This is a genomic window from Delftia sp. RIT313, from assembly GCF_000632165.1.
GTDB classification, from domain to species: domain Bacteria; phylum Pseudomonadota; class Gammaproteobacteria; order Burkholderiales; family Burkholderiaceae_C; genus Comamonas; species Comamonas acidovorans.
On sequence record NZ_JFYT01000054.1, the window covers coordinates 43,230 to 63,416 of the forward strand.

Consider the following 20,187-nt stretch of genomic DNA (forward strand, 5'->3'; position numbering starts at 1 on the left):
GTCCATGGACGGCGATACCCCGAACACCATGTCCGCTGCCCCCGGTGCGCCGCACGATTCCTCTTCGCCCTCCACACCTGCGGCCGCCCGTACCGGCCAGCCGCCCGAGGGCGTGGCCCATCCCAAGACCATCAAGAGCTATGTGCGCCGCGCCGGCCGCACCACGACAGGCCAGGCCAAGGCCTTCGAGGAGCTGGGTCCGCGCTTCGTGCTGAACTACCAGGCCGCGCCGCTGGACGCCTCGGCCACCTATGGCCGCCAGGCCCCCCTGATCCTGGAGATCGGCTTCGGCATGGGCGAGGCCACGGCCCACATCGCGCGCGTGCGCCCCGATGACAACTTCCTGTGCTGCGAGGTGCACGAGCCCGGCGTGGGCGCCCTGCTCAAGCGCATTGGCGAGCAGGACATCTCCAACATCCGAATCCTGCAGCACGACGCCGTCGAAGTCATCGACAACATGCTGCCCGAGGCCAGCCTGGACGGCATCCACATCTTCTTCCCCGATCCCTGGCACAAGAAAAAGCACAACAAGCGCCGCTTGATCCAGGAGCCTCTGGTGGCCAAGCTGGCACGCCGGCTGCGTCCCGGTGGCTACATCCACTGCGCCACCGACTGGGAGCCCTATGCGGTGCAGATGCTGGAGGTGCTGGGCGCGGAACCCCTGCTGGCCAACACGGCCGAGGGCTATGCCGCCAAGCCCGACTACCGGCCGCTGACCAAGTTCGAGAACCGTGGCATCCGCCTGGGCCACGGTGTGTGGGATCTGGTGTTTGAGCGCCGCTGAGCCGGTCGCGCCCTCTTCCAATACAAGGCCTCGCATGCAGCCATTGCTACAGAATCTGGTCGAGATGACGGCCCACAGGGACCATCTGCGATTGGAAATCTCGGTGCTGTCCACCCTGTTCAAGCTCAATGGCGTGGTGCAGGTGCGGGCGCTGGAGCTGTTCGCCATGCCCGACGGCAGGCACTGCGTGCGTGCGCGCACCTGGAGCCAGGGCGATCAGGTCATGTCCACCGATGCCGAGGCCTTGTATGACCCGCAAAGCGTGGAGCTGGCCTCCATGCCCGCGCTGCAGCAGGCGCTGCAGCAGCGCGCCCTCATCGCCTCGGCCGTGCAGCCCGATGGCCAGCACGTGCTGTGGCTGCCGCTGTGGCGCCAGGAGACGGCCTACCACTGCCTGGAGATCACGCAGTCCACGGCCTTCTCGCCCAGCCGGCTCGATGTGATCCAGGGCATCTTCGGCGTCTATCACAACTACCAGAGCCTGCTGGACTACAGCGAACGCGATGCGCTGACCGGCCTGCTCAACCGCAAGACCTTCGACGAGCAGTTCCTGCGCCTGTCGCTGCAGGAGGCGCCGATGGCCATGCCCGGCGTGGCCACGGAAGACGTTCCCGGCCAGTGGCTGGCCGCCATCGACATCGACCATTTCAAGCGCATCAACGACCGCTTTGGCCACCTGTATGGCGATGAGGTGCTGATCCTGGTGGCCAACATCCTGCGCAGCTGCTTCGACGCCAAGGACCGTGTGTTCCGCTTCGGCGGCGAGGAATTCGTGGTGCTGCTGCGCTCGGTCAGCCTGGTCAATGCCCGCAAGGCGCTGGAGCGCCTGCGCCACGACGTGGAGAGCTACGAGTTCCCCCAGGTCGGCCGCATCACCGTGAGCACGGGCTTTGCCGCCATGGGCACGGGCGCACCCGTGGAGGTGCTGGGCCATGCCGACCAGGCCCTCTACCACGCCAAGGAGCACGGCCGCAACCAGACCTGGTACTACGGTGATCTGATCACCCAGGGGCTGCTGGCACCCCAGGTGAACAGCAACGACATCGAACTGTTCTGAGCCGGCCCGGCGCCGTGCCGTCAGGCGAGGCCGGCCACGCGCACGCAGTCGCGCCCGGCGTGCTTGGCCTCGTAGAGCATGGCATCGGCGCGCTGCAGCAGTTCCTGCGCGCTCTCGGCGCCCTGCAGTTGCGCCACGCCAAAGCTGGCCGTCGCCGCCAGTTCCAGGCCATGGACCTGTATGGGCGTGGAGCGTATGGCCTCGCGCAGCTGCCCGGCCAGCGCCCAGGCCTGGGCCGCAGCCACACCCGGCATCACGATCAGGAACTCCTCCCCGCCATAGCGCGCCATCCATTGTGCCGAAGGCTCCCGCTCCAGTGCCTGCCGGCAACGCAGCGCCACCTCGCGCAGCACGGCATCGCCTGCGGCATGGCCGTGCCTGTCATTGACCTGCTTGAAGCGGTCCACGTCCACGAACATCACGCTCAGGGCCGCACCCAGGCGCTGGCCCTGGGCGACCTCGGAGGCCAGGCGCTCGTCCATGGCGCGGCGGTTGAGGCATCCGGTCAGCGCATCGGTCAGCGACATGCGCTTGACCTCTTCCACCAGCTCCTCCAGCTGGGCCGTGCGCTGGGCCACCAGCAGGTCCAAATGCTCGATGTGGCCGCGCAGGTCATGCTGCAACTGGCCAAAGCCCTGCACCACCATGTCGATCTCGTCGCGCTGCCCGCGCCGCGCCCGCTCCAGCACCAAGGGCCTCGACAACTCATTGGGCTTGAGGTTGGCCGCAAAGCCCGCAATCTGCTGCAGCGGCTGGCGCAGCTCCCTGCGCATCACCCAGGCCACCATCAGGCAGACCAGGGCCGTGAACAGCGCATAGCCCAGCAGCACGCGCAGCGTGGAGTCGCGCAGCACCTCCAGGTAGTGGCCCCGGTTCTCCCAGACCTGCAGTTCGCCCAGCGGCAGGCTGGACTGGCTGTGACGCGGTGCCGGAATGAGCATGGACACGGCGGGCGCGCGGCCATCCCTGGGCTCGCCCGCCTCGTACATCTCGCCCGTGGAGGTGACGCGCAGCTGCACATGTCCCACCAGGGGCAGCTTGCCCAGCCACTGCACCTGCTCGCGCACCAGGGCCGGCTCGATGTCCCACAGCGCGGCGGACAGCGAGATCATGCTGTTGGCCACCAGCGTCTCCATGGAGCGGCGAAACTCCTGCTGCCCCTTGCGGTACTCCCACCAGGCGTGGGCGCCGCCAAACACCAGCATGCAGGCCACGGCCAGCAGCATGATGCGCAGGATCAGCAAAGAGGCAATCGAGCGGAAGCGGGGCATGGAAGGCGCTCAGCGCAGCAGGTGCTTGAGCTCGAATCCGTAGCGCCGCAGCCGGGGATTGAGGTGCTTGCTGTAGCTGCGAAAGTCCAGAGGGGCCAGCGGCGCGCTGATCCTGTGCTCGTAGCGGTCGATCTGGGACTTGTCCAGCAGCGTGAACATGGGCCGCACCTGCTCCAGCCCTTCGGAGGCGAAATCGGTGCCGTGCGCATGGTCGTAGAGCATGACCAGGGCCCAGGCGCCGGTCAGGAAATGGCCGCCCGCCAGTGCCGACAGCTCGCCCGTGCGCAGCGCCGTCATGGCGGCGGCCGATGAATTGATAGCGCTGAAGAAGGCGTCACGCCCCGGCGAGCCGCCCCGCGCGCGCCAGGCCTGCATGGCGCCAAAGGCCATCTCGTCGTTGCCCGCCCAGACTAGGCGAACCTCGGGATACCGCTGGAACAGCACGGCCGCCTGCTGCTCGGCGCGTTCGCGGCGCCATTCGCCAAAGACTTCCTGCTGCAGCACCACGTCGCTGGCCTCGGCCGCCGCGCGGCGCATGCCGGCATTGCGTTCCACCGAGGAGGGCGTGGAGCGGTCCCCGGCAATGGCCACCATGTGCAGCCGGCCATCGGCCGCACGCGCCTGGCCCGATGCCCGCGCAGCGGCGAACAGTGACTTGGCGGTCAGGTAGCCGGCCTCTTCGGCGCCCGGCTCCAGACTGCCCAGCCAGTGGCGATAGCGCTCTCGCGCCACGCCGGTCTGGCCGCGCAACGTCTCGGGCACGCCGCTGAAGGCCATGAAGCTGTCGATGCCTGCGGCCTCCAGCGTGCGCAGGATTTCAGGCGCCACGCTGTAGTCGTTGGTAAACATCACGTAGCGGGGCCGCTGCCCCTTGGGCAAGGCGGCAATCTGGCGCGCAATCTCGATGGGGCGCAGGTGGTCGCGCTGGGCATAGCGCACCTGCAGCTGCATGCCCAGGCTATTGGCCGCGTCCTGCATGGCCTCGCTGACCGTGGTCCAGTAGCGCTCGTCGGAGCGGCCGGGGTTGATGAAAACCACGCTTTGCGCGGCGGCAGCGGCCGATTGCGCCAGCACGCCCATCACCCAGGCCATGTAGGTCATACGCAGCGCCCACGGCAAGACGCCCCGGTGGAGTCCACCGGGGCGTCCCGAAGAAGGGGCAGCAGGAATCATCTGCCGCGCAGCTGGGTCAGACGCGCTCTGCCACCCAGGCCTGCACACCGGCCAGCGCCGCGGGCAGGCCCGAAGCGTCCGTGCCGCCGGCCATGGCCATGTCGGGCTTGCCGCCGCCCTTGCCGCCAACCTGGCTGGCCACGAAGTTCACCAGATCGCCAGCCTTGATGCGCGAGGTCTCGGCCTTGGTCACGCCTGCGGCCAGTTGCACCTTGTCGCCATCGACGGCGGCCAGCACGATGGCTGCGGCGCCCAGCTTGTCCTTGAGCTTGTCCATGGTGTCGCGCAGGGTCTTGGCGTCGGCGCCTTCCAGCCTGGCGGCCAGCACCTTGATGCCCTTGATGTCCACGGCCTGGCCGGCCAGCTCGTCGCCCTGGCTGGAAGCGAGCTTGCCCTTGAGCGCAGCCACTTCCTTCTCCAGCGCGCGGATCTGCTCCAGCGCACCGCCGATGCGGGTGTTCAGCTCGGCAGTCGGCGCCTTCAGCGCGGCGGCGGCCTGGTCCACCGTGGATTCCAGCGATTGCAGGTAGGCCAGCGCGTTCTCGCCGGTCACCGCCTCGATGCGGCGCACGCCAGCGGCCACGCCGCCTTCGCCCACCACCTTGAACAGGCCGATGTCGCCCGTGCGCTGCACGTGGGTGCCGCCGCACAGTTCGCGGCTGCTGCCGATGTCCAGCACGCGCACGGAGTCGCCGTACTTCTCGCCAAACAGCATCATGGCGCCCGTGGCCTTGGCCGATTCGATGTCCATCACGCGCGCATCGGTGGGCGTGTTGGCCAGGATCTCGGCGTTCACGCGGCGTTCGATCTCGCGGATCTCTTCAGCGGTCACGGGCTGGTTGTGGGCAAAGTCGAAGCGCGTGCGCTCGGCGTTGACCAGCGAGCCCTTTTGCTGCACGTGATCGCCCAGCACTTCGCGCAGGGCCTTGTGCATGATGTGCGTGACCGAGTGGTTGCGCATGGTGGCGGCACGCAGCTGCGTATCCACCTCGGCCTGCACGGCATCGCCCACCTTGAGGCTGCCGGACTCCAGCACGCCGTGGTGGCCGAACACATCGGCCTTGATCTTGAGCGTGTCCTCGACCGCAAAGCGTGCGCCCGTGGTGCTGATCACACCCTGGTCGCCCACCTGGCCGCCGGACTCGGCGTAGAAAGGCGTGGTGTCGAGCACGACCACGCCGCTCTGGCCGGCCTTGAGTTCCTGCACGGCGCTGCCTTCGGCATACAGTGCCACCACCTTGGCGGCCTCGGCCAGCTTCTGGTAGCCCGTGAAGGCATTGGCATCGCCCGTGTATTCCAGGGCGCGGTCCATCTTGAACTTGCCTGCTGCGCGGGCCTTGTTCTTCTGCTCTTCCATGGCAGTCTGGAAGCCCGCCTCGTCCACGCTCAGGCCGCGCTCGCGGCAGACGTCGTTGGTCAGGTCCAGGGGGAAGCCGTAGGTGTCGTGCAGCTTGAAGGCCACGTCGCCGGGCAGCACCTTGGCGCCACCGGCCAGCGCCGCGTCCAGGATTTCCATGCCGTTGGCCAGGGTCTCGAAGAAGCGCTCTTCCTCGACCCGCAGCACTTCGGTGATGCGCGCTTCCTGCTCGCGGATCTTGGGATAGGCATCGCCCATCACGGCCACCAGGTCCTTGACCAGCTTGTGGAAGAACGGGGTCTTCTGGCCCAGCTTGTAGCCGTGGCGGATGGCGCGGCGCACGATGCGGCGCTGCACGTAGCCGCGGCCTTCGTTGGAGGGGATCACGCCGTCGGCCACCAGGAAGGCGGTGGCGCGGATGTGGTCGGCGATCACCTTGAGCGAGGGGGTCTCGATGTCGGCGATGTGCGTCTCGCGCGCAGCGGCCTTGATCAGGGCCTGGAACAGGTCGATCTCATAGTTGCTGTGCACATGCTGCAGGATGGCGGCCAGGCGCTCCAGGCCCATGCCGGTGTCCACGCAGGGCGCGGGCAGCGGCTTGACGTTGCCCTGCTCGTCCATGTCGAACTGCATGAACACGTTGTTCCAGATCTCGATGAAGCGGTCGCCGTCTTCGTCAGGGCTGCCCGGAGGGCCGCCGGCCACGTGCGCGCCGTGGTCGTAGAAGATTTCCGAGCAGGGGCCGCAGGGGCCGGTGTCGGCCATCATCCAGAAGTTGTCGCTCTTGTAGCGGCCGCCCTTGTTGTCGCCGATGCGGATCACGCGCTCGGGCGGCAGGCCGATTTCCTTGGTCCAGATGTCATAGGCCTCGTCGTCCTCGGCGTAGACCGTGGCCAGCAGGCGTTCCTTGGGCAGCTTGTAGACCTCGGTCAGCAGCTCCCAGGCCCACTTGAGCGACTCGCGCTTGAAGTAGTCGCCGAAGGACCAGTTGCCCAGCATCTCGAAGAAGGTGTGGTGGCGGGCCGTGTAGCCCACGTTTTCCAGATCGTTGTGCTTGCCGCCTGCGCGCAGGCAGGTCTGCACCGAGGTGGCGCGCTTGTAGGGGCGCTTGTCGGTGCCCAGGAACACGTCCTTGAACTGGACCATGCCCGAGTTGGTGAACATCAGCGTCGGATCGTTGCCGGGCACCAGGGGGCTCGACTCCACTATGGTGTGGCCCTTGGATGCGAAAAAGTCCAGAAAGCTCTTGCGAATGTCGGCAACGGTGAAAGTGGGTGTGCTCATGGTGTCTAGGAGTTCGGAGCGCGCACGCGGGGCGCTGTCCCTGGCGGGAGGGTGTCCCGTCGGGACCAACGCGCATTATAGGTTTGCCCCATGGTTGCGGCAGCGAGCCCTGCCTGGCCTCTATCACGCACGTGGCCAAAGAAGGCCTCTCCTCCCATCTGCCCGCCCTTGAGCACGATCTCCAACCCGTCACTGACCGGATCGCTGACATGCGCGCGCAACAGCGGCGCGCGACTGGCCGGTCCGCGGCGCCTGCAGCTGTGGATGGCGCACCATCCGGGGCGCAGGGCCGACATTCTTGCGCTGGATAAATGGCTGGTGCAGGAGATGAGGGAGATGGCTAGCACAGGCGATCTCGCCGTTCCCTGATCCCGCTCAGACTGCGCGCGATGGGCGCCCTGGATAATCGCCAGCCGGAACCACAGCAAGCACACCATGGCGCAACCACAGACACCCGAGCCCCATTCCAGCGAACCGGCCACCGCTGCCAGCGCCAACGGATCCGATCCGGCCAAACCGCCAACACCGCCGAAATCGCCCAAGCCGCCAAAAAGCCGCATCGTGCCCTGGCTCATCGGCCTGCCCGTGGCCTTCTTCGCTGTGCTCATGCTGGCTGGCCAGTTGCTGTCCACGCCCGAAGGCGAGGCGCGCTGGGTGGAGCGCGAAACCATCAAGATCTGCCGCAAGGAAACCGCGCGGCCAGAGGCCGAGCGCAAGACGCAGCAGTTTGAATCGGTGCAGGACTGCGACAGGCTCGAATTCGACTTCAAGCAGCGCTACGGTGAAAACCCCTGAGGCGAAGTCACAACGAAAAAGGCCGGCAGAGCCGGCCTTTGGCTTACAAGGGCCCGTTCAGTCGCGCGTCTCGATGGCGCGGTTGATGCCCAGCGCCGCCAGCGTGCACAGCGCACCCGACAGCAGATAGATCCCCAGCGCCACCAGTCCGAAGCGCGAGGACACGCCCAGGGCCACCAGCGGAGCGAATGCCGCGCCCACCAGCCAAGCCATGTCCGAGGACAGCGCAGCACCCGTGTAGCGATAGCGTGAGGGGAAGTTGGACGTCACCGTGCCTGCCGCCTGGCCATAGGACAGGCCCAGCAGGATGAAGCCGACGATGATGAACACGTTGTTGCCCATCGTTCCGCTGCCCAGCAGCCAGGGCGCCAGGAAGCTGAAGATGCCGATCAGGCAGGCCATGGTGCCCAGCGTGTTGCGCCGGCCCACACGGTCGGCCAGCCAGCCCGAGACCATGATGGCGGCAGCCGCACAGAAGGCGCCCACGATCTGCACCCCGAGCACATGGGTCACCGACTGGTCCGAGTACAGCGAGATCCAGGACAGCGGGAAGATGGTCACCAGGTGGAACAGCGCAAAGCTGGCCAGGGCGGCAAACGCGCCGATCACCACGTTGCGACCCTCGTCGCGCATCAGCGGCAGCACACCCATGGGCTCCAGCTCACGCTGCTGCAGCAGTTCGGTGTAGGACTGGCCCACGACCAGGCGCAGCCGGGCAAACAGTGCCACGACGTTGATGGCAAAGGCCACGCAGAAGGGATAGCGCCAGCCCCAGCTGAGGAACTCGTCGGCTCCCACATGGGCGTAGATGAAGGCAAACAGCCCTGCCGCGAGCACGAAGCCCAGCGGCGCGCCCAACTGGCCCATCATCGAATACCAGCCCCGCCGGTTCTTGGGCGCCGACATGGCCAGCAGCGACGGCAGGCCGTCCCACGAGCCGCCCAGCGCAATGCCCTGGCCTATGCGCAGCAGCGCCAGCACGATGATGGCGTTCACCCCCGCCTGCTGGTAGCTGGGCAGGAAGGCCATGCCCACGGTGCACACGCCCAGCAGAAACAGCGCCAGTGTCAGCTTGGTCGCCCGCCCCCAGCGCCGCTGCACGGCCATGGACAGCGCCGTGCCCAGCGGCCGGGCTACGAAAGCCAGCGAGAAGATGGCGAACGACATCAGCGTGCCGTCGAGCTTGGAAAGGTAGGGAAACAGCAGTGCCGGGAAGACCAGCACGCAGGCGATGCCGAACACGAAGAAGTCGAAGTACTCCGAGGATCGCCCGATGATCACGCCGACGGCGATTTCGTTGGGCGTGACATCTTCGTGGGTGTCGGCGCGGGACAGAGATTCTTTGCTCTCATAGCTTCCGCCGGGGAAGCTTGCAGTTGTGTCGAGGCCGCTCATAGATGGATGCTCCTTGTCTCGTCTCACTGACAGCTCTGTTCTACGCCCTCGCTTGATCTGGCGCAAGGCGGTTTCCACCTCGACCGGCCTCGGTGTTTGTCCTGCTGCGCGCGACGCGAAAATGCGGCCTCCGGACCGCCAGGCACCTGCCGTGCACCCGCCCAGGTAGCAGAAAGTTCCCGGGTTCTCCTTGACGTTGGACAAAATGTCCAATGGACAAATTTATACTTCGTAATACATTTGCCCGGATCTTGTAATCCGCGTTTCTATGTAAACGCGCTCTTGTTGCGCCCCTAGCATGCTAAAAATCAAGGAACTCCGTGGGCCTGCGTGGCTCACCGCGGCCGCTTTGACAGCCAGTCTCACTGGCTGCAGCAAAGCCGTCGTGCTCAACCCCGCCGGCGACATCGCCGCGCAGCAAGGCAACCTGGTGGTCACGGCCACCTTGCTGATGCTGATCATCATCATCCCGGTGATCATCCTCACGCTGCTTTTCGCCTGGAAATACCGCCAGTCGAACACCGAGGCCCACTACGACCCCGAATGGCACCACTCCACCACGCTGGAGCTGGTGATCTGGTCCGTGCCGCTGATGATCATCATCGCGCTGGGCGCCATCACTTGGATCAGCACCCACAAGCTGGACCCCTACCGTCCGCTGGACCGCGTCTCGGCCACCAAGCCGCTGAGCACCGATGTCAAGCCGCTGGAGGTGCAGGTCGTGGCCATGGACTGGAAGTGGCTGTTCTTCATCCCTGAAAAAGGCATCGCCACCGTCAACGAGCTGGCCGCTCCCGTGGATCGTCCCATCCACTTCAAGCTGACCGCCACCTCGACGATGAACTCCTTCTACGTGCCTGACCTGGCCGGCATGATCTATGCCATGCCCGGCATGCAGACCGAGCTGAACGCCGTGATCAACAAGCCCGGCGTGTTCCACGGCCTGGCATCGCACTACAGCGGCGCCGGCTTCTCGGGCATGACGTTCAAGTTCCATGGCCTGAGCAACGAAGAGTTCGATCAGTGGGTTGCCAAGGCCAAGTCCGAAGGCAAGGCCCTGACGCGCGATACCTACCTGAACCTGGTCAAGCCCAGCGAGCGTAACCCGGTCGAGCGCTTCGCCACGGTGGACGAAGGCCTGTACGACAAGGTGCTCAACCGCTGTGTCGAAGAAGGCAAGATGTGCATGCATCACATGATGGCCATCGACGCTGCCGGCGGCGAAGCCTATCTCAAGGCCGTGGGCATGAACCTGCCCCAGGATGTGTGCACGGTGCAAAACGCCGACCGCGTCGTGGCCTTCCTGGACCAGCGCGACGGCTCCGCAGCCGCTGCGCAGCAATAAGCAGTTAGCGGACGCGGACGACGGCCAGACCGCCGCCCGCTCCCATCACGACCTAAGAGACTCGATATGTCTGAACATACCTCCCCGGCACAGGCCCACTGGCTGCTGGGACGCATCACTTGGGACTCCATCCCGATGGCGCATGAGCCCATCGTGCTGGCGACCTTCATCGCCGTGGTGCTCGGCGGCCTTGCCGTGCTGGGCCTGCTCACCAAGTTCCGCCTGTGGGGCCCGCTGTGGCGCGACTGGCTGTGCAGCATCGACCACAAGAAGATCGGCATCATGTACATGATCCTCGGTCTGGTCATGCTGCTGCGCGGCTTTGCCGACGCGCTGATGATGCGCCTGCAGCAGGCCATGGCCTTCGGCGACAACCTGGGCTACCTGCCTCCGCACCACTACGACCAGATCTTCACGGCACACGGCGTGATCATGATCTTCTTCGTGGCCATGCCCTTCGTGACCGGCCTGATGAACTATCTGGTGCCGCTGCAGATCGGCGCCCGCGACGTGTCCTTCCCGTTCCTGAACAACTTCAGCTTCTGGATGACCACGGGCGGCGCCGTGCTGGTGATGATCTCGCTGTTCCTGGGCGAGTTCTCCACCTCCGGCTGGCTGGCACTGTCCAACCTGGGGGCGCAGAACCCCGGGGTCGGGCTTGACTACTACATCTGGGGATTGCAGGTGGCCGGGGTCGGCACCACGCTGTCAGGCATCAACCTGATCGTGACCATCATCAAGATGCGCGCACCCGGCATGAACCTGATGAAGATGCCCGTCTTCACCTGGACCGCCCTGTGCACCAACGCGCTGATCGTGGCCTCGTTCCCCATCCTGACCGCAGCCCTGGTGCTGATGTCGCTGGACCGCTACGTCGGCACGAACTTCTTCACGAACGAGCTGGGCGGCAACCCCATGCTGTACGTGAACCTGATCTGGATCTGGGGCCACCCCGAGGTCTACATCCTGATCCTGCCCTGCTTCGGCATCTTCTCGGAGATCGTCTCCACCTTCAGCCGCAAGCGCCTGTTCGGCTACACCTCCATGGTGTACGCGACGGTGTGTATCACCATCCTGTCCTACCTGGTCTGGCTGCACCACTTCTTCACCATGGGCTCCGGCGCCAGCGTGAACACCTTCTTCGGCATCACGACGATGATCATCTCGATCCCGACGGGCGCCAAGATCTTCAACTGGCTGTTCACCATGTACCGCGGCCGCATCCGCTTCACGGTGCCGATGCTGTGGACCGTGGGCTTCATGTGCACGTTCGCCATCGGCGGCATGACCGGCGTGCTGCTGGCCGTTCCCCCGGCCGACTTCGTGCTGCACAACAGCCTGTTCCTGATCGCCCACTTCCACAACGTGATCATCGGCGGCGTGGTGTTCGGCGTGTTCGCCGGCATCAACTTCTGGTTCCCCAAGGCCTTCGGCTACAAGCTCGACGAGTTCTGGGGCAAGTGCTCGTTCTGGTTCTGGCTGGTCGGCTTCTGGGTCGCCTTCACACCGCTGTACGTGCTGGGCCTGATGGGCGTGACACGCCGTGCCAACCACTTCGAGGACCCCTCGCTGCAGATCTGGTTCGTGATCGCCGCCCTGGGCGCCGGTCTGGTGGCACTGGGCATCGGCAGCTTCCTGATCCAGCTGGTGGTCAGCTACTTCAAGCGCGACCAGCTGCGTGACGTGACCGGCGACCCATGGGAAGGCCGCACGCTGGAGTGGGCCACCTCCTCGCCCCCTCCCCAGTACAACTTCGCCTTCACGCCCGTGGTGCATGAGATCGATGCCTGGTGGGACATGAAGAAGCACGGCTACCAGCGTCCGCTGACCGGCTTCAAGCCCGTCCACATGCCGTCCAACACCGGCGCCGGCGTCGTGATCGCCGCGCTGTCCACGGTCTTCGGCTTCGCGATGATCTGGCACATGTGGCCCCTGGCCATTGCGTCGTTCGCCGCCACCGTGCTGGCGTCGATCATCCACACGTTCAACTACAAGCGCGACTACTACATCCCCGCCGCGGAAGTCGCGGCAACGGAAGAACTGCGCACACAACAGCTGGCACGTCATGTCTGATACCCGTTACACCGCAGGCGGCGCTGCCGCCCTGGCCCCGCGCGAGTACCACCTCGCCGAGGAGCCCCATCCCGAAAACGGCACCGCTCTGGGCTTCTGGCTCTACCTGATGAGCGACTGCCTGATCTTTGCAGCGCTGTTCGCCACCTATGGCGTGCTGGGCCGCAACTACGCTGCAGGCCCCACGGGCGCCCAGCTGTTCGACCTGCCCCTGGTGGCGATGAACACGGCCTTCCTGCTGCTGTCGTCCATCACCTTCGGCTTCGCCATGCTGCAAAAGCAGCAGGGCAAGCTGGGCGGCACCCAGCTGTGGCTGGCCATCACCGGCCTGTTCGGTCTGTGCTTCCTGGGCCTGGAACTCTATGAGTTCTCCCACCTGCTGCACGAGGGCGCAGGCCCGCAGCGCAGCGCCTTCCTGTCCTCGTTCTTCACGCTGGTGGGCACCCACGGCCTGCACGTGAGCTTCGGCCTGATCTGGCTGGTCACGCTGATGATCCAGATCAACAAGCACGGCCTGACGCACGAGAACAACCGCCGCCTGATGTGCCTGTCGATGTTCTGGCACTTCTTGGACGTGGTCTGGATCGGCGTCTTCACTTTTGTTTACCTGATGGGGGTGCTGTAAATGGCTGCACACGACATCCACGCCGGCCATGGCCACGGTCACCACGACCATCACGGCCATGACGATCACCACCACGACGCAGGCCCGCACAGCACGTTCTCGGGCTATATGTGGGGCTTCGTGCTCTCGATCATCCTGACGGCCATCCCGTTCTGGCTGGTGATGAGCAATGTCATCTCGGACCGTGCAACGGCCGTGATGGTGCTCGGCGGCTTCGCCGTGGTGCAGATCCTGGTCCACATGGTCTTCTTCCTGCACATGAACGGCAAGATCGAAGGCGGCTGGACCCTGCTGTCCACCATCTTCACCGTGGTCTTCGTGGCCATCGGCATTGCGGGCACCCTGTGGGTCATGTTCCACATGAACACCAACATGATGCCCCAGCACACCATGCCGGCCGACCCTGCCGCGCAGACGGCTCCGGCCTCGGTCACGCCTTGACCGCATCCGGAAACTCCGGGCCCTCCAGCCACGCCGGCGCATCGCGCCGGCGTGGCCCACTCGCTCAGGCGATGCTCATCTCGGTGGGCATCGCCTTGTTTTTGGGTTTCATCTTCCTGGGCAGCTGGCAGGTCCAGCGCCGTGCCTGGAAGCTGGACTTGATAGAGCGTGTGGACCAGCGCGTGCACGCCGCGCCCGCTGCCCTGCCCCCGCCCGCCGAATGGCCGCAGATCACGGCCGCCGACCACGAGTACCGCGCCGTGCAGGCCAGCGGCCACTGGCTGGCCGGCAAGACCGTGCTGACCCAGGCCGTGACCGAATTGGGCGCCGGCTTCTGGGTGCTGACGCCGCTGCAGATGGAGGACGGCAACCAGGTGCTGGTGAACCGGGGCTTCATTCCCACAGCGCAGCGCGCGCGCTGGCAGGATCAGCCCGCACAGGCGCCCCAGGACCCGGTGACGGTGGCCGGCCTGCTGCGCATCAGCGAGCCGCGCGGCGGCTTCCTGCGCGAGAACGATCCCGCGCAGCAGCGCTGGTTCTCGCGCGATGTGGCGGCCATTGTTCAGGCCCAGGGCCTGGACCATGCAGCCCCCTACTTCATCGACGCAGGCCTGCCGGGCCAGCCCGTGGCAGACGGCACCTGGCCGCGCCCAGGCATGACCGTGATCCGCTTCCCCAACAGCCATCTGGTCTATGCGCTGACCTGGTACGGGCTGGCGCTGATGGTGGTCGGCGCGGCCTGGCTGGTCAGGCGCAATGACCGGCAGGCAAGCAGCAAGCCGTAAAGCCGTAGAGCCGTAAAGCCGTCGCTGCAGGCAACAAGGCCACCGATGACATCGGTGGCCTTTTTTACGCCAGTCCTCTACAAGACCCTGCCGCGCCACGGCTGCCTGCGGTAGCGCACAATCGCCCGCGTGAATTCGCCTTCAGAGTCCCTGTTCCGCGTCGAGCGCACCACCGAACGCCAGAACATGCAGCTGCTGATACAGCTGCGCTGGTTCGCCGTGGTCGGGCAGGTGATCACCATCTCCCTGGTGCACTACGGCTTCGGCATCACCCTGCCGCTGCCGGCCATGGCCCTGGTGCTGATGGCCAGCGTCTTCACCAATCTTGGCTACATCTACTGGTACCGCAGCCACCGCCGCCAGATCTCGGCGCGCAACCTGTTCCTGGCCCTGCTGGCCGACGTGCTGGCACTGGCCATACAGCTGTATTTGAGCGGCGGCGCCAGCAATCCCTTCATCTATCTGTTCCTGCTGCAGGGCATTCTGGGCGCCGTGCTGCTCAGGCCCGTGCACGCCTGGATCATTGTTGCCAGCACCTCGCTGTGCACCCTGGTGCTGGCCATCGTGCACTGGCCCCTGCCCATTGGCGCTGCAGGTCCCGACGGGCTGCCCGGCCTGTACGTGAGCGGCATTCTGATCAGCTTCGGGCTGACCACGGTGCTGCTGGTGGTCTTCCTGCGCCGCATCGTCTCCAACCTGCGCCGGCGTGACGCACGGCTGGCCAACATGCGCCAGCGTGCCAGCGAAGAGGAGCACATCGTGCGCATGGGCCTGCTGGCCACGGGCGCGGCGCACGAGCTGGGCACGCCGCTGTCCACCATGTCCGTCATCCTGGGCGACTGGCAGCGCATGCCCGCCATCACGCAAGACCCCGACCTGCTGGCCGACCTGCAGGAAATGCAGCAGCAGCTGCTGCGCTGCAAGTCCATCGTCTCCAGTGTGCTCATGTCGGCCGGCGAGACCCGCGCCGATGCGCCACAGGCCACCACGCTGCGCGCCTTCATGGACGGCGTGGTCGCGCACTGGCAGTCACGCCACGCCGTGGAGCATTTCGACTATGTCCAGGCCGACGAGGACTTCCCCATTCTTTCCGATACCGCGTTGCAGCAAATGGTTTGCAATGTGCTCGACAATGCGGCCGAAGCCTCCCCCCGCCATGTGGCGCTGCACCTGGCCGTGCGCACCGGCATGCTGTGCATCACCGTGCGCGACAAGGGACCGGGCTTTGCACCCGCCGTGCTGGAACAGCTGGGCCAGCGCCATATCTCCACCAAGACGGAGCGCCCGGGCCGGGGGCTGGGCCTCTTCCTGGTGCTCAACGTGGCGCGCTCGCTGGGCGGACGCGTTCAGGTGAGGAACACCCCGCCGCGGGGCAGTGAGGTGGAGATCCGCCTGCCCCTGTCATCGATTGCCATTGAACCCGGCGCCTGAAGCGGCGCCCACAGGAACCCGAATCGCCCATGGACAGCTCCCGCCTCCTGCTGCTGGTTGAAGACGATGCGACCTTTGCGCGCACGCTGACGCGCTCGTTCGAGCGGCGCGGCTACCGCGTGCTGCAGGCCGCCAGCGCCGAGGAAGTGCGCGAGCTGCTGCAGACGCACTCGCCGCAATACGCCGTCATGGACCTCAAGCTGGCGGGCAACGCGTCGGGCCTGAGCTGCGTGCAGATGCTGCACCAGCACAGCCCCGAGGCGCTGATCGTCGTGCTCACAGGCTATGCCAGCATTGCCACGGCCGTGGAGGCGGTCAAGCTAGGCGCATGCCACTATCTGGCCAAGCCCTCCAACACCGACGATATCGAGGCCGCCTTCGGCCGCCTCGAAGGCCGCACCGACGTGGAACTGTCACGCAACCCCACCTCCATCAAGACGCTGGAGTGGGAACACATCCACGAAACCCTGGCCGAGAGCGATTTCAACATCTCCGAAGCTGCCCGTCGCCTGGGCATGCACCGGCGCACGCTGGCGCGCAAGCTGGAAAAGCGGCAGATCAAGTAAGGCGGCAAGCACCAAGACAAACCGGGCCTCAAGGGCCCGGTTTTTCGTTGCGCGGCCATGGCCCTCAGGCCATCAGCTCCATCAGCCCAGCCAGAGGTAGTGATCGATCAGCAGCGCCAGGAACAGCACGCTCAGGTGGATCAGCGAGAAGCGGAAGGTCTTGCGCGACAGCTGGTCCGAGTAATTGCGCCACAGTGCAAAGGCATAGGCACAGAAGCCCACGCTCAGCACCACGGCCACCACCAGGTACAGCCAGGAACTCATGCCGTACATGAAGGGCAGCATGCAGGCCGCAAACAGGATCACCGTGTACAGCAGGATCTGCAGCCGCGTGTACTCGCTGCCATGCGTCACGGGCAGCATGGGCAGGCCGGACTGGCGGTAGTCTTCCACGCGGTACAGCGCCAGCGCCCAGAAATGGGGTGGTGTCCACAGGAAGATGATGAGGAACAGGATCAGCGCCTCGGGACCGACCTGGCCCGTCATCGCGGCCCAGCCCAGCACGGGCGGCATGGCACCGGAGGCACCGCCGATCACGATGTTCTGCGGCGTGGCGGGCTTGAGGATCACCGTGTAGATCACGGCATAGCCCACGAAGGTGGCCAGCGTCAGCCACATGGTCAGCGGGTTGGTGCACAGCAGCAGCACCAGCGCGCCCAGCGTGCACAAGATGGCCGAGAAGGCCAGCGCCTGCTGGCTGCTCAGCTCGCCGCGCGCCGTGGGCCGCCAGGAGGTGCGCTTCATGCGCGCATCGATATGGCGCTCCACCAGGCAGTTGAAGGCGGCCGCCGCGCCCGCCACCAGCCAGATGCCCAGGCAGGCCAGCGCCATGTGCAGCCACTGGTCGGCGTTGGGCCAGCCGGGCACGGCCAGCACCATGCCGATCAGTGCGCAGAACACGATCAGCTGCACCACACGCGGCTTGGTCAGGGCATAGAACTGTGTCCAGCGTGAGGGCTCGACACTCAGGGAAGCTTGTTTACTCATGCAATCTCTCCACGGGCAACCGGCAGACCGTCCCGCAGTGCGCCCGGGCGGCTGGCCGCCAGGCACCAAACAATCACGGTCACCAGCGCAGCTGCGCCGCCCGTATGCAGCACCGCGGCCACCAGCGGCCAATCGAGCACCACGTTCGACAGGCCTGTCAGCACCTGCAGCACCAAAAACGCACCCAGCACGCGGCGCTGCGACGCCAGTGCGGGCACTTCACCCAAACGCCACCACAGCCCGGCCAGCGCAGCCACCACCACATAGGCCGCCAGGCGGTGCAGATAGTGGATGGCCGTGAGGCCCGCAAAGCTGATGTTGCTGCCGTCCTGCAGCAGGCCCAGCGGACGCCAGATCTGCAGCGCCTGCGAAAAATCCATGGCCGGCCACCAGCTGCCCTGGCAGGTCGGGAAACTGCTGCAGGCCAGCACCGCATAGTTGGTGCTGACCCAGCCGCCCAGCGCCACCTGCAGCACCAGCAGCGCAAGGCCCAGCCACAGCCCCGCGCGCAGCGCGGGCGAAATCACGGTCGCCCTTTGCTGGCGCGCAGCACGGCTCAACCCCACGGCGGGCACGCACAGCAAGGCCAGCAGCCCCGTGCCGCCCAGCAGGTGCAGGGTCACGATGGCCGGAAAAAGCTTCATGGTCACGGTCCAGGCGCCAAAGGCGCCCTGCAGGCAGACCCAGAACAGCGCCAGCGTGGGCCACCACGGACTCAGGGCACCGCCCGTGCCGTCGGCCCCTGTACGCTCGGCCCCTGCGCCACCCGCCCTGCCCAGGCGCCGCGCGCGCCGCCAGGCCATGATGGTCATGGCAATGATGAGCACGCCCACGGTGGTGGCCAGATAGCGGTGGACCATCTCTATCCATGCCTTGCCATGCGTCACCGGCCCGGTGGGCATGGCGGCCTGCGCCTCGGCAATCTGCGCGCGGGCGCCCATGGGGCTGGCGCTGCCATAGCAGCCCGGCCAGTCGGGGCAGCCCAGGCCGGAATCGGTCAGGCGGGTGAAGGCGCCGAACAGCACCAGATCGAAGGTCAGGAACAGCGTGAGCACCGACAGCGCCTGCAGCCGCTTGAGCGAGCCGCCGCTGCGGTTGCGCAGCCACACCCAGGCCAGGGGGCCCAGCGCCAGCAACAGGCCCAGCAGCATCAGCTCCAGAACGGGGGCCAGATCGTACAGCGCCTGTTCGCTCACGCCCGCCCTCCGCAGCGCGGCATGCACCACACGGCATGGCCCACGGGCAAGCCGAAAGGCAATGCCGCAGGCGCATCCGGGTGGCGACAGCAGATCTTCATAAATGAGAGCAATTTGACGAGAAGGCTCAGCCCCATGCGCGAGATTGGATCGCAGGCCGGGCCTACAGAGAATCAGGACATGCACCCAGATACCGGCTGCGGGACCGCGCCCCATGCACAAGGCCCGCCAAGCGGGCCCGGTCGCTGCAACTTTCAGAGCAGCATGTCTTTGATATGAAACAATTCTACTTGGCTGCGAACCGCTCAATCGCCCACGCATGCAGTGCCCCTAGATCGCAGCCAGCTTCTTTTGGCCGGTGCGATGCGGCTTGAGCCTGGCGCACACGAATTTCCACAGGACCCTGCCCAAGACGTCGGCGGCCCAGCTTTACACGACTGCTCAGATTCGCTCAGATTCAGACACCTCGCGTTCCTTAGATTGGTGGTTTCACTTGGGAACCGGCAACTGCCGGGTGAGGCCATGATTGCAGGAGGCTCGTGGACTGTGCTTGATGGGCACGGAAACGAAATCGGGCGTGTCGAAGGCGATGAATTCGTCCGGTGCGGGACCAGGCCCATCTACCGCATCGATGGACCGGCGCTGTACTCCATGGACGGTTCGGCCAGACTGATGGGCTTTATCGAAGGGACCGAGGTCAGAACGCGGCAAGGCCGGATCTTCCTCAAATTTCTCGCACATTGAGCGGCACTGCTCAGATTTGCTCATCTTCGGCCAGTCGAAGCCAGGGAGACTCCACGTCCAAGAAAACCTCCAGGCAATGGACCTCTTTTTCGTGCTCGTGCTCTCCAACAACGATTTCAATGCCTTCTGGGACGGCATCGCCCAGGATAAGCCCCTGAAGACGCCCGACAAGGGACGCACCGCGTCCTTCACGGTCATCCGCCGCAGCGACAGCGGCCTGGAAGTCAGAACGCACAAGGGCAACACGGTGCGCATAAGGCGGGAAGCCTTCTGCGCCGTGCTGCGCCATCTGGCCCAGGAGCATCACGGCGCCGAGCAGCCCTGCATCGTGGCCTCCAGCCAGCACCGGCCCGGCTTTCTGGGCTTTGCGGCCAAACAGGCCAACGACAACGCGGCCGTGGTGATCACCTACATCCTGCCCATACTGCAGGACGCAGGACTTGTGGAAATCGACGGCAACCGGCCCAACAGGACCTGGCTGCTTTGAACAACTGCACAGCCTTCGGCCTTCTGCGCCGGTCGATGACAATCTATGTCAATTCATTCATAGCCAATCACTAAGACGCACAGATAATTGCCGGCATTCGTGTGAATTGTGAGAAGGGTCCGGGCCACGCTCCGCGCCCTTCGATGCTGGAGGATTGGCAGATGAGCGCCCCGGAAATGGAGGCCATACAGGAGCGGCTGAAGAAGCTGCGGGCCGACGAGGTGCTGGTCGCCGAGCAGCTGGACCGGCTGCAGGCCCAAAAGGCTGCGCTGGAGCACAGACAGGCCATGATCCAGGGAGCCATCCAGGTGCTGGAGGAAATGCGGCAGGAGCTGGAGCCATGAACCGTGGCAAGCCCGTCTCACCACCCGCATCGCCCCCCGCCTCACCC

The 20,187-nt window shown here is 65.8% G+C and carries 19 protein-coding genes; 13 read left to right on the top strand and 6 right to left on the bottom strand.

Going from position 1 to position 20,187, the window contains the following annotated elements; all coding sequences use genetic code 11:
- Positions 1-28: 28 nt before the first annotated feature.
- Positions 29-784, top strand: a complete 756-nt coding sequence (gene trmB / locus BW39_RS16155) for a tRNA (guanosine(46)-N7)-methyltransferase TrmB (RefSeq protein WP_373765413.1) — start codon at positions 29-31, stop codon at positions 782-784.
- A gap of 34 nt (positions 785-818) precedes the next feature.
- On the top strand, positions 819-1,841 hold the full coding sequence (locus tag BW39_RS16160; protein WP_013802165.1) for a GGDEF domain-containing protein: 1,023 nt from the start codon (positions 819-821) through the stop codon (positions 1,839-1,841).
- A gap of 20 nt (positions 1,842-1,861) precedes the next feature.
- Here BW39_RS16160 and BW39_RS16165 read toward each other — a convergent pair whose 3' ends face one another.
- The 3 genes from BW39_RS16165 to alaS all read right to left on the bottom strand — a co-directional run bounded on the left by BW39_RS16165 (position 1,862) and on the right by alaS (position 6,926).
- A complete protein-coding gene (locus tag BW39_RS16165; RefSeq protein WP_043822981.1) occupies positions 1,862-3,112 on the bottom strand; it encodes a GGDEF domain-containing protein in 1,251 nt (416 codons plus the stop codon).
- A gap of 9 nt (positions 3,113-3,121) precedes the next feature.
- Positions 3,122-4,213 (bottom strand): ABC transporter substrate-binding protein, encoded by a 1,092-nt coding sequence (locus tag BW39_RS16170; protein ID WP_043822983.1) that lies wholly within the window; start codon positions 4,211-4,213, stop codon positions 3,122-3,124.
- Between the two features lie 88 nt (positions 4,214-4,301).
- Positions 4,302-6,926, bottom strand: a complete 2,625-nt coding sequence (gene alaS / locus BW39_RS16175; RefSeq protein ID WP_043822985.1) for an alanine--tRNA ligase — start codon at positions 6,924-6,926, stop codon at positions 4,302-4,304.
- A 168-nt stretch (positions 6,927-7,094) separates the two neighbouring features.
- On the opposite strand from alaS, the gene BW39_RS31705 reads away from it, so the two are divergent.
- Positions 7,095-7,295 carry a hypothetical protein gene (locus BW39_RS31705; RefSeq protein ID WP_152547252.1) on the top strand — a complete coding sequence of 67 codons (201 nt, stop codon included), beginning with the start codon at positions 7,095-7,097 and terminating at the stop codon, positions 7,293-7,295.
- A 66-nt stretch (positions 7,296-7,361) separates the two neighbouring features.
- Positions 7,362-7,721, top strand: a complete 360-nt coding sequence (locus BW39_RS16180) for a hypothetical protein (RefSeq protein WP_081816225.1) — start codon at positions 7,362-7,364, stop codon at positions 7,719-7,721.
- A gap of 57 nt (positions 7,722-7,778) precedes the next feature.
- Here the strand turns inward: BW39_RS16180 and BW39_RS16185 are convergent, their stop codons facing one another.
- On the bottom strand, positions 7,779-9,116 hold the full coding sequence (locus tag BW39_RS16185; RefSeq protein ID WP_013802160.1) for an MFS transporter: 1,338 nt from the start codon (positions 9,114-9,116) through the stop codon (positions 7,779-7,781).
- A 298-nt stretch (positions 9,117-9,414) separates the two neighbouring features.
- On the opposite strand from BW39_RS16185, the gene cyoA reads away from it, so the two are divergent.
- The 7 genes from cyoA to BW39_RS16220 all read left to right on the top strand — a co-directional run bounded on the left by cyoA (position 9,415) and on the right by BW39_RS16220 (position 16,382).
- Positions 9,415-10,461 carry a ubiquinol oxidase subunit II gene (cyoA, locus tag BW39_RS16190; protein ID WP_012205882.1) on the top strand — a complete coding sequence of 349 codons (1,047 nt, stop codon included), beginning with the start codon at positions 9,415-9,417 and terminating at the stop codon, positions 10,459-10,461.
- Positions 10,462-10,527: 66 nt separating this feature from the next.
- Positions 10,528-12,534 carry a cytochrome o ubiquinol oxidase subunit I gene (cyoB, locus tag BW39_RS16195; RefSeq protein WP_013802159.1) on the top strand — a complete coding sequence of 669 codons (2,007 nt, stop codon included), beginning with the start codon at positions 10,528-10,530 and terminating at the stop codon, positions 12,532-12,534.
- Positions 12,527-13,159 carry a cytochrome o ubiquinol oxidase subunit III gene (gene cyoC, locus BW39_RS16200; protein ID WP_012205884.1) on the top strand — a complete coding sequence of 211 codons (633 nt, stop codon included), beginning with the start codon at positions 12,527-12,529 and terminating at the stop codon, positions 13,157-13,159. The genes cyoB and cyoC overlap by 8 nt, the downstream gene beginning before the upstream one ends.
- Positions 13,160-13,600 carry a cytochrome o ubiquinol oxidase subunit IV gene (cyoD, locus tag BW39_RS16205; RefSeq protein ID WP_012205885.1) on the top strand — a complete coding sequence of 147 codons (441 nt, stop codon included), beginning with the start codon at positions 13,160-13,162 and terminating at the stop codon, positions 13,598-13,600.
- Positions 13,601-13,671: 71 nt separating this feature from the next.
- A complete protein-coding gene (locus tag BW39_RS16210) occupies positions 13,672-14,385 on the top strand; it encodes an SURF1 family protein (protein WP_043822986.1) in 714 nt (237 codons plus the stop codon).
- A gap of 129 nt (positions 14,386-14,514) precedes the next feature.
- Positions 14,515-15,816, top strand: coding sequence for an ATP-binding protein (locus tag BW39_RS16215; RefSeq protein ID WP_013802157.1), 1,302 nt, complete (start codon positions 14,515-14,517; stop codon positions 15,814-15,816).
- 29 nt (positions 15,817-15,845) lie between these two features.
- On the top strand, positions 15,846-16,382 hold the full coding sequence (locus BW39_RS16220) for a response regulator transcription factor (RefSeq protein WP_013802156.1): 537 nt from the start codon (positions 15,846-15,848) through the stop codon (positions 16,380-16,382).
- An 81-nt stretch (positions 16,383-16,463) separates the two neighbouring features.
- On the opposite strand, the gene cyoE is transcribed toward BW39_RS16220, so the two are convergent.
- A complete protein-coding gene (gene cyoE, locus BW39_RS16225; RefSeq protein ID WP_012205889.1) occupies positions 16,464-17,369 on the bottom strand; it encodes a heme o synthase in 906 nt (301 codons plus the stop codon).
- On the bottom strand, positions 17,366-18,565 hold the full coding sequence (locus tag BW39_RS16230; RefSeq protein WP_043822995.1) for a COX15/CtaA family protein: 1,200 nt from the start codon (positions 18,563-18,565) through the stop codon (positions 17,366-17,368). Before BW39_RS16230 ends, cyoE begins: the two co-directional genes overlap by 4 nt.
- Before the next feature lie 820 nt (positions 18,566-19,385).
- Here BW39_RS16230 and BW39_RS16240 point away from each other — a divergent pair.
- Entirely contained in the window at positions 19,386-19,796 is a 411-nt protein-coding gene (locus BW39_RS16240; protein WP_043822988.1) for a hypothetical protein, read from the top strand.
- A 161-nt stretch (positions 19,797-19,957) separates the two neighbouring features.
- Positions 19,958-20,140, top strand: coding sequence for a hypothetical protein (locus BW39_RS16245; RefSeq protein ID WP_225970971.1), 183 nt, complete (start codon positions 19,958-19,960; stop codon positions 20,138-20,140).
- Positions 20,141-20,187 lie beyond the last annotated feature (47 nt).